This window comes from Paraburkholderia sp. BL17N1 (assembly GCF_003634175.1).
In the GTDB taxonomy this organism is placed as follows: Bacteria; Pseudomonadota; Gammaproteobacteria; order Burkholderiales; family Burkholderiaceae; genus Paraburkholderia.
Genome location: NZ_RBIW01000002.1, coordinates 583,929 through 597,586 on the forward strand (window position 1 = coordinate 583,929; position 13,658 = coordinate 597,586).

Consider the following 13,658-nt stretch of genomic DNA (forward strand, 5'->3'; position numbering starts at 1 on the left):
GAATGAGCCCCACACATGCCGGCAGAGGCCGGATGCATCAAGGGGTAGTCATGGAAGCAATTCGGGAAGCAATTCGCATCGAACGGTTGAGCAAGACGTTCAGCAATGGCCGCAAGGCGCTGGACGAAATCGATCTGCGCGTCGAACCGGGCGAAATGGTTGCGTTGATCGGCGCCTCGGGGTCCGGCAAGTCGACGTTGCTGCGTCATATCGCGGGCTTCACCGCTTCGGATGCGCAGCCGTCGCAGATCTCGATTCTGGGTCGGCCCATTCAGCAGAACGGCCGCATTGTGCGGGAGGTGCGCAGCATTCGCCGCGATATCGGCTTCGTGTTTCAGCAATTCAATCTGGTGAACCGTCTCTCCGTCGAGAGCAACGTGTTGATCGGCGCGCTCGCGCGCTTGCCGTTGTGGCGTCGACTCTGCGGCCGTTTTCCGCGCGCCGAGCGGGCGTTGTCGATGGCTGCGTTGAACGAAGTCGGCATCGGCGAACATGCGCGCGAACGCGCCGCCAATCTCTCCGGCGGCCAGCAGCAGCGCGCCGCGCTTGCCCGTGCGCTGGTGCAACGCGCGCGTATCGTGCTCGCCGATGAACCGATCGCCTCGCTCGACCCCGAGTCGGCACGCCGCGTGATGGAGATGCTGCGCACGCTGAACGTCGAGCATCAACTCACGGTGCTGGTTTCGCTGCATCAGGTCGACATCGCGATGCAGTACTGCCCGCGCACGATTGCGCTGCGCCGCGGCAAGGTGGTCTACGACGGACCTTCCGCCGCACTCACGCCTGCGTTGCTCAAGAAACTCTACGGCGACGACGCCCGCGAGTTGCTCGACGAAGCCGCTATAAGCGCGGACGATCTCGACACGAAAACCGCTAACGGCGGCACACCACTTCAGGACACCGCGCCCGCCTCCATGCGCTATGCGTTCGCACTCAATCCGGCGCACTCGAACTGAGCGCGCCCATTCGTTCTGTCAACTCAACCGGATCTCAAACAATGAAATTCCTGCGTTCATTGATCACACTGGCCGTCGGCGCGGCGACCCTTGCCGCTGTCGCCACCGCGCAAGCGGAAGACCTGAACCTCGGCATCATTTCGACCGATTCGTCGTCCGTGCTGAAACAGCGCTGGGAACCGCTGATTCAGGACATGAACAGGCAAACCGGCCTTAACGTCAAGGCGTTCTTCGCGACGGACTACGCCGGCATTATCGAAGGCATGCGTTTCAACAAGGTCCAGGTTGCGTATCTCGGCAATGCGTCGGCGATCGAAGCGGTGGATCGTTCGCAAGGCGAGGTGTTTGCCAAAACCGTGTACGCGAATGGCGACGCCGGATATAAATCCGTGTTGATCACCAACGTGAACAGCCGCTTCAAAACGCTCGACGATGTGTTCAAGAATACGAAGGATGTCACGCTCGGCTTCGGCGATCCCAACTCGACGTCCGGCACGCTGATTCCCGGCTACTACCTGTTCGCCCAGCACAACACGCCGGTCAATACGTCGTTCAAGACCGTACTGCCTTCCAGCCATGAGGCGAATCTGCTTGCCGTCGTGAACAACAAGATCGATATCGCGACCAACAATACGGAAATGCTCGATTCCTTGAAGAAGCAGCATCCGGACAAGTTCGCGCAAGTGCGCGTGCTGTGGACCTCGCCGCTGATTCCGTCGGACCCGATCGTGTGGCGCAAGGATCTGCCGCAAGCCACCAAGGACAAGCTGCGCAACTTCTTCGTCAACTATGCGAAGACCGATGCACACGAAAAGGCGGTAATGGCCGGCATTTTCGGCTATGGCGGTTTCGCGGCATCGTCGGATGCGCAGTTGCTGCCGATCCGCCAGGTCGCGTTGTTCCAGCAGAAGCAGAAGATCGCGAGCGACACGCATCTCTCCGATGACGATCGCAGGACCCAGTTGGCCGCACTCGACGCGAAGCTGAGCGCGCTGAATATCGCGCAATCGAAGCAATGAACACGGTCGATCTGGTCACGTCGCCGGGGCGCGCGAGCGAAGCGCTCGACGCCCAGGCGGCACGTCATCCCGCGCCGGCGGCCGGCAAGCGTAGCTGGCTCTCGCTCGTCGGCTGGATCGCGGTGTTGGCGGTGTTGGGCGGCGCATGGCACGGCGCCGACATGCGTCCGCTGGATCTGCTCAGCGACTCCGGCAACATGGGCCAGTTCGCCAAGGATTTCTTTCCGCCCGACTTCACCGAATGGCGCAGCTATCTGCACGAGATGTATGTGACGCTCTCGGTGGCGGTGTGGGGCACCGCGCTTTCGCTCGTATGCGCGGTGCCGTGCGGACTGATGTCCGCCCACAACATGGCGCCGATGTGGATCGTGCAGCCCATGCGCCGCATCATGGACGCGTGCCGCGCGATCAATGAGATGGTCTTCGCGATGCTGTTTATCGTCGCGGTCGGGCTCGGTCCTTTTGCGGGTGTGCTGGCGCTGTGGGTGCACACCACCGGCGTGCTCGCCAAGCTGTTCGCCGAAGCGGTCGAGGCCATCGATCCGCGCCCGGCTGAAGGGGTGCGCGCCACCGGCGCGACCAGTCTCGACGAGATCATTTACGGCGTGCTGCCGCAAGTGCTGCCGTTGTGGATCTCGTACGCGTTGTATCGCTTCGAATCGAACGTGCGCTCGGCGATGGTGGTGGGCATGGTCGGCGCGGGCGGCATCGGCGTGGTGTTGTACGAAGCGATTCGCTCGTTCAACTATGCGCAAACGGCCGCCGTGATGATCATGGTGATCGTGGTCGTGACGGTGATCGACCTCGTTTCGGCGTGGCTGCGCGAGCGCGTGACCTGAAAGTTGGCGGCCTGACGACCAACGGCCCCTCACCCGCCCTTCGTTCCGTTTCGTTTATTGCGATTTCGAATATTTCGATTTAGAATGACGAAATCGAAGGAGCCGAGTCGCGCCATGAACACCACCATCCATCCCACCCCGCTTCCGTCCCAACAGGAGGCCGAGCTTGCCCGCACCTCCAGCCGGAATCTGTCTGTGGTGCTGTCCAGCCGCGCCGAGACACAGCAGTTCGACTTCAAGGACGACAGGGGCCAAACGCGCACCGTCGAGTTGCCTACGTCGGTCGTGCGGCTGATGGTCGATGTTCTGACTGAGATCGGCCAGGGGAACGCCGTCTCTATCATTCCGATTCATGCCGAACTGACCACGCAGGAAGCTGCCGATCTCCTGAACGTGTCGCGGCCGTACTTCGTGCAGTTGCTGGAGAAGAAAGAGATCCCGTTCCGCAAGGTGAACACTCACCGGCGCGTACGGTACGAAGACGTGATGGCCTACAAGAATCGCATTGATACACAGCGGCGCAACGCGCTGGACGAAATGGCGGCATTGTCACAGGACATGGGTCTGGAATAGCCGATGTCGTCACATTTCACTGCTGTCTACGACGCTTGCGTTCTGTACTCCCAACCATTGCGTGACCTGTTGATGCGTCTGGCGCTGACTGATCTCTTCCGCGCGCGTTGGACTCGCGCTATCCATGACGAATGGGTACGCAACCTGATCGCAAACCGTCCGGACCTGGATCGCGCCAAAATCTATCGCGTTCGCGAACTCATGGACGCCCATGTTCGCGATGCACTGGTCGAAAACTTCGAGCATCTGATAGCGGCTATCGAGTTGCCGGACCCCACTGATGCACACGTCGTCGCCGCCGCGGTCCATTGCGGGGCCGAGCTTATTGTCACGTTCAATCTGAGAGACTTTCCTGCTGCCGCCTTGAGTACGTTCAACGTAACCGCGCAACATCCGGACGACTTCATCGCCGATCTGTTCGACCTCAACCAGGCGAAGGTGCTCGAAGCAATGGCCGAGCACAGAAAATCGTTAAAAAACCCACCAAAATCCGTCGACGAGTATCTCGACACTTTGGCCAGCCTCGGTCTCACGCAAACTGTCTCGGCTGTTCGGCCCTATAGCATCGCTATCTGAACAAAACGCGCTCCCCCTCACACAAACTCCGGCAGCGTCGCATCGATCGCATCGGCCAGCGTGTTGAACGCCGGCGCGATCTCCTCATCCGGCACGCACGCGTAACCGATCAGCAAACCCGACGGCGCCAGCAACGGCTGCGCGTAATACCCGGACAACGCCCGCACGACGATATTGCGCTCCAGCGCGGCGGCTGCGACCCGCCGGTCATCGCTGCCATCGGGCAACTGCATCACGAGATGCAGACCGGCGTCGCCGCCCACCGCCGGCAACGCGTCGCCGTAACGCTGAGCGGCAGCGTCCAGCAGCGTCTGCCGGCGCTGCCCGTACAACGTACGCATCTTGCGGATATGCGACGTGAAATGCCCTTCGGCGATGAACTCCGCGAGCATCGCCTGCTGCAGCAACTGCCCCTCGCGATACAACTCGGCGCTCGCCGTGGCAAAGCTCTCCGCCAGCGCTTCCGGCACCACGAGGTAGCCGATGCGCAAGCCAGGAAACAGCGTCTTGCCGAAGCTGCCCACGTAAATCACCTGCCCCGACGTATCCAGACCCTGCAACGAAGCCAACGGCCGGCTGCCATAGCGGTATTCGCTGTCGTAGTCGTCCTCGATGATCCAGCACTGGTTCTGCCGCGCGTATTCGAGCAGCATGCGGCGTCGCGCGAGACTCATCACCATGCCGAGCGGATATTGATGCGACGGCGTGACGAGCATCAGCTTCGGCGGCTGCGCGAGGTCGTCGGCGGAAGGATTGATGCCTTCCTCGTCGACGGCGATTGGCCGCGATTCCAGGCCGGACACGTGCAGCACGCTGCGCACGCCCCAATAACAGGGGTCTTCGGTCCAGATCACGTCGCCCGGATCGGACAGCAGGCGCACGGCCAGATCGACTGACTGGTGAATTCCGGTCGTGATGATGATCTGCTCCGGCGTGCAGCGCACCGAGCGCGAGGTGCGCAGATAGTCGGCCAGTGCGTGCCGCAGCGAAGCCAGGCCGCCGCCCGGCGCATACGTCAGCAGGTCCGGACGTAGCCGCCGCCAATATTTATTGTGCAGGCGGCTCCACACGCGCGCCGGAAACTTCGTGACGTCGGGCACGCCAGGCATGAAGGCGCCCCACTGCCGCTTGGACACTCCCGCTCCGGCGATCAACCGCGCGCCGCGCGTGGAAAGCGCGCGCCGCGCCTGCTGCGGCGCCGGCTCGGAACGCGCGGCGGGCGCCTCGGCATCGGGCACGCCGACGATCTCGTCCGGCGCACTGTCGGCGACAAACGTGCCGCGTCCGGTCGCTGAACTGACATAACCTTCGAGTACGAGCTGCTCATACACCTGCGTGACGGTGTTGCGCCCAATGCCCAACTCCTGCGCCAGCAACCGCGACGATGGCACCTTGCTGCCCGGCGGCAATTCGCGCGACAGGATCGCCTGCTGCAACAGCCGGTGCAACTGGCGATAGATCGGCTGACCGTTGCCGCGATCGAGGCGCTGCGCCAGCCAGTCGGACAAAACGCTCGCGCGCATGATTGGCTCCTACATTTTTATTGAAATGGCTCTGAAGTTAAGAGCCAAATCTCATTATAGTCGCTGCATGTGCTGCGCTGAGCGCGCGGCGTCCGCAAAAACCGAGGAGCGAAGGAGATGACCATGAAGAACGCAGAACTGAAAAGCCGTAAAGACGCCGCCACGCCGCGCGGCGTCGGGGTGATGTGCGATTTCTACGCCGAGCGCGCTGAAAACGCGGAACTGTGGGACGTCGAGGGCCGCCGTTTCATCGACTTCGCCGCCGGCATCGCCGTGTGCAACACCGGCCATCGTCATCCGAAGATCCTCGCCGCGATTCGCGACCAGCTCGATCACTTCACCCACACGGCGTATCAGATCGTGCCGTACGCGTCGTACGTCGAACTGGCTGAAAAGCTCAACGAGCGCGCGCCGGGCGATCACCCGAAGAAAACCGCGTTCTTCACGACCGGCGCGGAAGCCGTCGAAAACGCCATCAAGATCGCCCGCGCCGCAACCGGCCGTCCGGGCGTGATCGCCTTCACCGGCGGGTTCCATGGCCGCACGCTGATGGGCATGGCGCTGACCGGCAAGGTCGCGCCGTACAAGATCGGCTTTGGCCCGTTCCCGTCGGACGTGTTCCATGCGCCGTTCCCGAATCCGCTGCACGGCGTGACCACGGCCGACTCGCTGAAGGCCATCGAATTCCTCTTCAAGGCCGACATCGATCCGAAGCGCGTCGCCGCGATCATCTTCGAACCGGTTCAGGGCGAAGGCGGCTTCTATCCGGCGCCCGCCGAATTCGTGCGCGCCTTGCGCAAGCTGTGCAACGAACACGGCATCCTGCTGATCGCCGACGAAGTGCAAACGGGCTTCGCGCGAACCGGCAAGCTGTTTGCCATGCACCACTACGACGTAGTGCCCGATCTGATGACGGTCGCCAAGAGTCTCGCCGGCGGCATGCCGCTGTCGGGCGTGATCGGCCGCGCGGACGTGATGGACGCCGCGGCGCCTGGCGGCCTCGGCGGCACGTATGCGGGCAATCCTCTGGCGGTGGCCGCCGCGCATGCGGTGCTCGATATCATCGATGAAGAAAAGCTCTGCGAGCGCGCCACGCTGCTGGGCGACCGCGTCAAAGCCAAGCTGATCGCGCTGCAAAGCGACGTGCCGCAAATCGCCGATGTGCGCGGCCCCGGCGGCATGGTCGCCGTCGAGTTCTGCAAGGCGGGCGGCACGGAGCCGGATGCGGAGTTCACCAAACGCGTGCAGACGCGCGCGCTCGAACGCGGCTTGCTGCTGCTGGTGTGCGGCGTCTATTCGAACGTGGTGCGCTTCCTGTTCCCGCTGACGATTCAAGACGCGGTCTTCGAAGAAGCCATGGCGATTCTCGAAGACGTGATCAAGGACAGCGTCACCGTCGCGGCTTAAGGAAACCCACATGATCACGTTGAGTTTGAAGGACCCGTCGCTGCTGAAAAGCCACGCGTATATCGCGGGCGAATGGCAAGGCGCGGACGACGGCACGACCTTCGAAGTGAAAAATCCCGCCACGGGCGAAACAATCGCGACAGTGCCGCGCATGGGCACGGCGGAGACACGCCGCGCCATCGACACGGCGAACGCCGCGTGGCCCGCATGGCGCGCCACGACCGCCAAGCAACGCGCGGTGATCCTGCGCAAATGGCACGACCTGATGATGGAGAACGCCGACGACCTGGCGAAGATCCTCACCACGGAACAGGGCAAGCCGCTCGCCGAAGCCAGGGGCGAAATCCAGTACGCCGCGTCGTTCCTCGAATGGTTCGCCGAAGAAGGCAAGCGCGTGAACGGCGACACGATCCCGACGCCGGCCAACGACAAACGCATCGTCGTGACGAAAGAGCCGATCGGCGTTTGCGCGGCCATCACGCCGTGGAATTTCCCGGCCGCGATGATCACCCGCAAGGTCGGTCCGGCGCTCGCGGCTGGCTGCCCGATCATCGTCAAACCGGCTGAGGCCACGCCGCTCTCCGCGCTCGCCCTCGCGGTGCTCGCCGAACGCGCCGGCGTGCCGCGCGGCGTGTTCAACGTCGTGACCGGCGAGCCGAAAGCGATCGGCGCGGAAATGACCGGCAATCCGATCGTGCGCAAGCTGTCGTTCACCGGCTCGACGCCGGTCGGCCGTTTGCTCATGGCGCAGTGCGCGCCGACGGTCAAGAAGGTGTCGCTCGAACTCGGCGGCAATGCGCCGTTCATCGTATTCGACGACGCGGATCTGGACGCCGCGGTGGCCGGCGCGATTGCATCGAAGTATCGCAACAGCGGCCAGACTTGCATATGCACGAACCGTTTCTACGTGCATGACAAGGTCTACGACGCATTCGCCGAGAAACTGCGCGTCGCCGTCGAACAGCTCAAGGTTGGCCAGGGCACCGAAGACAGTGTCACGCAAGGTCCGCTGATCAACGAAGCGGCCGTGCTCAAGGTGGAGTCGCATATCGAAGACGCGCTTGCCAAAGGCGCGCGCATCGTCACCGGCGGCAAGCGTCATGCGCTCGGTCATGGCTTCTTCGAGCCGACCGTGCTCGCCGATGTCACGCCCGCCATGAAGGTCGCACGCGATGAAACCTTCGGACCGCTCGCGCCGCTGTTCCGCTTCTCGTCGGACGAAGAAGTGATCGGCCTCGCGAACGACACCGAGTTCGGCCTGGCGTCGTACTTCTATAGCCGCGATATCGGCCGCGTCTGGCGTGTCGCGGAAGCGCTCGAATACGGCATGGTCGGCATCAACACGGGCCTCATCTCGAACGAAGTCGCGCCGTTCGGCGGCGTCAAGCAATCGGGCCTGGGACGCGAAGGCTCGCACTACGGCATCGACGATTATGTGGTGATCAAGTACATGTGCGTCGGCGGGATCTGAACGCACAGCTTTAGATGAGAAAGTGCGAAGCGGCCACGTCGGCATATCCGGCGTGGCCGTTTTTTTTGTCGGCTCTACGGCGACTGACCCGCTGTGTCGTGGCAACGTCCGCTGTGACGCCGGGAACACAAACGGATCCCCATTCCGCCAAGCCTGTCGTTAAACTGCTGGCACAATTGCGGCACTTGACCGCAGTGTACGCAGCCGAATAACGACCGTTAAATGAAACGCTTCGAAATGCTGGCCAACACCATGGCCGATGAAATTCGCTCGGGCAGCCGGCCAGTCGGCTCGCGTATGCCGTCGCTGCGGCATCTCACCACACAGCACGGCGTGAGCCAGTCCACCGTGTTTCGCGCCTATTACCTGCTCGAAGAGTGGGGCTTGATTCGAGCACGTGAACGCTCGGGCTACTACGTCGCGCCGGGCGCCGCGCTCGAACACAAACCGGCGCCCCGACCGCAAGCCGCTCTGGAGTCCGCCAGGGTCGAGATCAGCGATCTCGTCTTCTCGGTGCTCGAAGCCGCGAAGCATCCCAATGTGGTGCCGTTCGGTTCGGCCTTTCCGTCTCCGCAACTTTTTCCGCTTCAGCGTCTGGCCAGATCGCTCGGGCATTCGAGCCGTTTGATCAGTCCGTGGAGCACCGTCGTCGATCTTCCGCCGGGCAATGAGCCGTTGCGCCGCCAGATATCGTTGCGTTACATGGGGATGGGCATTGCTCAGCCGATGGAGCAGCTTGTCGTCACCAACGGCGCGCTGGAAGCATTGAACCTGTGTTTGATGGCCGTCACGCGCCCGGGCGACGTGGTCGCGATCGAGTCGCCCGGATTCTATGCGGCCCTGCAGGCCATCGAGCGCCTCGATCTGCGGGCGGTCGAGATTCCGGTCGATCCTGTTTCGGGCATCGATTTGCAAGCGCTCTCGGATGCCCTTGATAAGCATCCTATCCGCGCATGCTGGTTCATGACCAACTATCAGAATCCGACCGGCGCGGCGATGTCGCAGGAGAAGAAGAAAGCGCTGGTCGAATTTCTGGCCCAGCGTGACGTGCCGCTTATCGAGGATGACGTGTACGGCGAACTGCATCATGCGGCGACCTACCCGCTGCCCGCCATCGCCTTCGAGACGAGGGGGCTCGTGATGCACTGCAGTTCATTTTCGAAGACGCTCGCACCGGGATACCGCATTGGATGGGTCGCCGCGGGACGCTTCGCCGAGAAGGTGCAGCGCCTGAAGCTGATGACCACGTTGTCGGCCAGCATTCCCGCGCAGGCAGCGATAGCGGACTATTTGCAGCACGGCGGGTACGACAAGCATCTGCGGAAGCTGCGCGGTGCGTTCCGCAATCAGCTCGCCTCGATGGACACCGCGCTTCGCCGCTACATGCCGAAGGATTCGCATTGGACGCTGCCGTCCGGCGGCTATTTTCTGTGGCTGCGGCTGCCGTCGCATGTCGACGCGATGCAATTGCACCGCCTTGCGCTAGAGAACGGCATCAGCATCGCGCCGGGTCCGATCTTCTCCGCGCGACACGAATTCCGGAATCATATCCGCTTGAACTTCGGTCATCCGTGGAGCGACAGCACGGAGAGCGCTGTCCAAACACTGGGCTCGCTGCTCGAGCAGGCGAGCCGATGAACCACGCGCTCCCTGTGAGCACACCGCAAGCGTCAATGCGCTACGTTGACCGCAAGCCGCGCGAGTGCGAACAGCGTCGCGCCGAATCCGGCGGCGAGAACTACCGCGACTAGCGGCAGCAGGGGCAGCTTGACGCCCGCCATGTCGGCTTGATGCGAGGCGCCGCGGCGAATGCCGAAAAAACTCCACAGTACGATTCGCGTCATCTTCAAGAGGTCCATCGCGTCACCTTCAAGGCAGGTTTGTTGTATCTCACGCGATAGTCTGAACCCGTCTGCTCACCCAAAACAGTAGCAGTTGCGATCAATTCCAGCCCAGCAGTCTTGCGCTTCTGTCCGGCCCGCGGGCCGCCGGTTCGCTCACCATCTGCTAGCGTGTTTTCAGCGGCATCTGCTGCTTTTCAGCGGCCGCCATTGCCTCTATCGTTCGCCAGAAGCCCTCGAATCGGCGCGGCACGTCATGTGTCGATGCCGACGCAACCGCGGCTCCTTCCAACGAAACCGACGCTCAGCCAGACTGCGCCATGTAGGGCGGTCGTCGCACCGGACCATGTACCAATACACCGAGTTTGACCAATCATTCGTGCGCAGCCGCGCTGCGCAGTTTCGCGACCAGCTCGAACGCTGGCAGTCCGGCAAGCTGAGCGAGGACGACTTTCGTCCGTTGCGTCTTCAGAACGGATGGTACGTGCAACGGCATGCGCCGATGCTGCGCGTGGCGATCCCCTACGGCGAGTTGTCGAGCAGGCAGTTGCGCATGCTCGCCAGGATTGCGCGCGAATACGACGAGCCGGAGGCCGAGGTCTACCGTCTTGCCAGCGAGGCGCAGCGCAAGCTCGGCACCGTCCGCCTGCCCACGAACTATGCGCATTTCACGACGCGCACCAACGTGCAGTTCAACTGGATTCCGCTCTCGAAAGCCGCGGACGTGATGGACTTGCTCGCCAGCGTGGACATGCACGGCATTCAGACAAGCGGTAACTGCATCCGCAACATTTCCTGCGACGAACGCGCGGGCGTTGCGCCCGACGAAATCGCCGACCCGCGTCCGTTCGCTGAAATCATGCGGCAATGGACGACCCTCCATCCCGAGTTCGCGTTCCTGCCGCGCAAGTTCAAGATCGCGATCACCGGCGCGAGCGAAGACCGCGCCGCGACGGACTGGCATGACGTCGGCCTTCGTCTGCTGCGTAACGAAGCGGGCGAACTGGGATTTCGCGTCACGGTGGGCGGCGGCATGGGCCGCACTCCCGTGATCGGCACTGTGCTGCGCGAGTTTTTGCCATGGCAGCACATCATGAATTACATCGAAGCGGTGGTGCGCGTCTACAACCAGTACGGACGCCGCGACAATAAGTACAAGGCGCGGATCAAGATTCTGGTGAAGGCGGAAGGCCAACGTTACATCGACGGCGTCGAAGAAGAGTTCCGCCAGATCGTCGAACACGACGGCGGTCCGCACACGATTCCGCTGGCGGAACTCGAACGCGTCAGCGCATGCTTCGCTCTGCCCTCCAAGCCTTCCGTGGATGCGCCGATCGACATCGAAGCGATCGCAACGTCGAACGCCGTAGCGATCGAGACGCCGCAATTCGAACGCTGGCTCCAGCGCAATGTCTCGCCGCACAGGAACCAGCGCTTGCGGATCGTCACGCTCTCGTTCAAACGTCTTCTGCAAGCGCCCGGCGATGCATCGGCGGAACAGCTCGATCGCGTGGCCGACCTGGCCGAGCGGTTCTCGGCGGGCGAAGCGCGCGTCACCCACACGCAGAATGTCGTGTTGCCGTGGGTGCATGTCAACGACCTCCTGCCGCTCTGGCAAGCTGCGCGCGAGGCGGGACTCGCGAGCGCCAACGTGGATCTGCTGACCGACATGATCGCCTGCCCGGGTGGCGATTTCTGTGCGCTCGCCAATGCCCGTTCCATTCCGGTTGCCGAGGCGATTACCGAGCGCTATCAGGATCTGGACGAACTCAATGACATCGGGGATATCGATCTGCATATCAGCGGCTGCATCAATTCGTGCGGCCATCATCATAGCGGGCACATCGGCATCCTCGGGGTCGACAAGGATGGCAAGGAATGGTACCAGGTGACGCTGGGCGGCTCGGACGGCTCGCGCGCCAGTGGTCGCGCGCAAGCGGGCAAGGTCATCGGCCCGTCGTTTTCCGCCGCTGAAGTGCCCGAGGTCATCGACGCGCTGCTGTCTGCCTATCTCGACATTCGGGCGACCGTTGGCGGGCTGCGCGAGTCGTTCGTCGAAACGGTTCGACGGGCAGGCATCGAACCGTTCAGGACAGCCGCGGATCGCGTACGCACACTGATGGAGAAAACGGCATGAGCGGCTCGACACGTATCAGGCTGATCACGCTGGCCGAGCACGCATCGGACGCATCAACCGCATCCCGGCAGGTTGTTTCTCTGGCAAACGACGCAGACCCGGCCGAGCAAAAGGAGCTGATCGCGACTGCCGCACGCGTGGAGTTGCACTTCCCCAACTTCACCGATGGACGGGCCTACAGTCAGGCGTATCTCCTGCGCCGCAGGCTCGGCTTCAAAGGCGATTTGCGGGCGACCGGCGACGTGCTCGTCGATCAGTTGATTCAGATGGAGCGAACCGGGTTTTCGAGTGCGGTATTGAAAGACGGTATAAATCCAGAGGACGCGCAGCGCCAACTCGACCGCTTCCCTGCGTTCTATCAGGGCGACGTTATTCACGACGCGCCCTTTGCGCGTTCGGACATCGGGAATAAGGATGAGTGACGGCGCGAGAGACATGCGTGTGGTGTCCGCAACTCCGCCAATATCCGCGGACAACTGCGCAAAGCAGGTTATGCCGCGACATGGCGTATCGTCGCCAGATGCATTTTCGGGAGCTTGTCCGTCGCGACTCGCTCTCGCACGTCTCGGTCAGAAGTGGACCGTCTTGGTAATGATCGCGCTGCGAGAAAAGCATTTGCGCTTTGCCGAGATCAGGCGTCGTTTGGACGGCGTCTCAGACAAAATGCTTTCTCAGACATTGAGAGCGATGGAAAGGGACGGGCTTGTCGAGCGATGCGTCGACGACCGGCACCCGGCGCGTGTCGAGTATGGCTTAACCGCACTCGCTCGCACCGCGCTGCCAATCGTCACCGAATTGAAGCAATGGGCCGAACGTTCTATCGACTCCATCGAGGCCAGTAATCACGCGTATGACCAAAAGATCGGGCGGTCCACGCGTCAGGCCGTTTCATAGGCGCTGGAATATCACGATCCAGCGCCCCGCTACAGCTACTACACACTACGCGATCGATTAACGACCGTAGTTCACAACCGGCGCCGAGTACGAGCTGTTCGTCGTGTCCGAACGGCTGCCTGCCTGCGACGAACCATTGGTGGCCGAACCGTAACCGCTCGTCTGGGCAGCGCTCTTTTGTGCGGCGACGCGCGCTTCCGCGGCCTGAATGTTGGACGGATATTCTTCGTCGTTCGCGGTGGCCGGATTGTAGCCGGCCTTTTCGAGTTGGATCAGTTCAGCGCGCACTTGAGCACGAGTAACCGGCTGATTCGATTGAGCAAAAGCGGCGAGCGGAGCGGAAATGAGAGCGGCGATAACAACAGCTTCGATCAGGGATTTCATGACACCTACCTCCAGAGATTGTTTTTTGCCATGCTGCG

Annotated in this window: 14 protein-coding genes; 11 read left to right on the top strand and 3 right to left on the bottom strand. The window is 62.3% G+C overall.

Annotated elements, in window-relative coordinates:
* Positions 1 to 50 precede the first annotated feature (50 nt).
* The 5 genes from phnC to B0G82_RS22480 all read left to right on the top strand — a co-directional run bounded on the left by phnC (position 51) and on the right by B0G82_RS22480 (position 3,963).
* Positions 51 to 956, top strand: coding sequence for a phosphonate ABC transporter ATP-binding protein (gene phnC, locus B0G82_RS22460; protein WP_116145701.1), 906 nt, complete (start codon positions 51 to 53; stop codon positions 954 to 956).
* Between the two features lie 41 nt (positions 957 to 997).
* Entirely contained in the window at positions 998 to 1,975 is a 978-nt protein-coding gene (gene phnD / locus B0G82_RS22465; RefSeq protein ID WP_121309086.1) for a phosphonate ABC transporter substrate-binding protein, read from the top strand.
* Complete coding sequence (gene phnE, locus B0G82_RS22470) at positions 1,972 to 2,814, top strand: phosphonate ABC transporter, permease protein PhnE (protein ID WP_121309087.1); 843 nt, start codon at positions 1,972 to 1,974, stop codon at positions 2,812 to 2,814. The genes phnD and phnE overlap by 4 nt, the downstream gene beginning before the upstream one ends.
* 114 nt (positions 2,815 to 2,928) lie before the next feature.
* Positions 2,929 to 3,387 (top strand): helix-turn-helix domain-containing protein, encoded by a 459-nt coding sequence (locus tag B0G82_RS22475; RefSeq protein ID WP_106277691.1) that lies wholly within the window; start codon positions 2,929 to 2,931, stop codon positions 3,385 to 3,387.
* A gap of 3 nt (positions 3,388 to 3,390) precedes the next feature.
* Positions 3,391 to 3,963, top strand: coding sequence for a PIN domain-containing protein (locus B0G82_RS22480; protein ID WP_121309088.1), 573 nt, complete (start codon positions 3,391 to 3,393; stop codon positions 3,961 to 3,963).
* Between the two features lie 17 nt (positions 3,964 to 3,980).
* On the opposite strand, the gene B0G82_RS22485 is transcribed toward B0G82_RS22480, so the two are convergent.
* Positions 3,981 to 5,486 (bottom strand): PLP-dependent aminotransferase family protein, encoded by a 1,506-nt coding sequence (locus B0G82_RS22485; protein ID WP_121309089.1) that lies wholly within the window; start codon positions 5,484 to 5,486, stop codon positions 3,981 to 3,983.
* A gap of 123 nt (positions 5,487 to 5,609) precedes the next feature.
* Here B0G82_RS22485 and B0G82_RS22490 point away from each other — a divergent pair, with 123 nt between their 5' ends.
* The 3 genes from B0G82_RS22490 to B0G82_RS22500 all read left to right on the top strand — a co-directional run bounded on the left by B0G82_RS22490 (position 5,610) and on the right by B0G82_RS22500 (position 10,002).
* Complete coding sequence (locus tag B0G82_RS22490) at positions 5,610 to 6,893, top strand: 4-aminobutyrate--2-oxoglutarate transaminase (RefSeq protein ID WP_121309090.1); 1,284 nt, start codon at positions 5,610 to 5,612, stop codon at positions 6,891 to 6,893.
* A 10-nt stretch (positions 6,894 to 6,903) separates the two neighbouring features.
* A complete protein-coding gene (gabD, locus tag B0G82_RS22495; protein WP_121309091.1) occupies positions 6,904 to 8,364 on the top strand; it encodes an NADP-dependent succinate-semialdehyde dehydrogenase in 1,461 nt (486 codons plus the stop codon).
* A gap of 222 nt (positions 8,365 to 8,586) precedes the next feature.
* Entirely contained in the window at positions 8,587 to 10,002 is a 1,416-nt protein-coding gene (locus tag B0G82_RS22500) for a PLP-dependent aminotransferase family protein (protein WP_121309092.1), read from the top strand.
* Between the two features lie 32 nt (positions 10,003 to 10,034).
* On the opposite strand, the gene B0G82_RS22505 is transcribed toward B0G82_RS22500, so the two are convergent.
* Complete coding sequence (locus B0G82_RS22505; RefSeq protein ID WP_012426405.1) at positions 10,035 to 10,223, bottom strand: DUF2970 domain-containing protein; 189 nt, start codon at positions 10,221 to 10,223, stop codon at positions 10,035 to 10,037.
* Between the two features lie 328 nt (positions 10,224 to 10,551).
* Here B0G82_RS22505 and B0G82_RS22510 point away from each other — a divergent pair, with 328 nt between their 5' ends.
* From B0G82_RS22510 to B0G82_RS22520, 3 genes are all read left to right on the top strand, one after another.
* A complete protein-coding gene (locus B0G82_RS22510) occupies positions 10,552 to 12,342 on the top strand; it encodes a nitrite/sulfite reductase (RefSeq protein ID WP_121309093.1) in 1,791 nt (596 codons plus the stop codon).
* Entirely contained in the window at positions 12,339 to 12,764 is a 426-nt protein-coding gene (locus B0G82_RS22515; RefSeq protein WP_121309094.1) for a DUF934 domain-containing protein, read from the top strand. The genes B0G82_RS22510 and B0G82_RS22515 overlap by 4 nt, the downstream gene beginning before the upstream one ends.
* 70 nt (positions 12,765 to 12,834) lie before the next feature.
* Positions 12,835 to 13,236, top strand: a complete 402-nt coding sequence (locus B0G82_RS22520; RefSeq protein ID WP_121310781.1) for a helix-turn-helix domain-containing protein — start codon at positions 12,835 to 12,837, stop codon at positions 13,234 to 13,236.
* 57 nt (positions 13,237 to 13,293) lie between these two features.
* On the opposite strand, the gene B0G82_RS22525 is transcribed toward B0G82_RS22520, so the two are convergent.
* Positions 13,294 to 13,620, bottom strand: coding sequence for a DUF4148 domain-containing protein (locus tag B0G82_RS22525; RefSeq protein ID WP_106277185.1), 327 nt, complete (start codon positions 13,618 to 13,620; stop codon positions 13,294 to 13,296).
* Between the last annotated feature and the right edge of the window lie 38 nt (positions 13,621 to 13,658).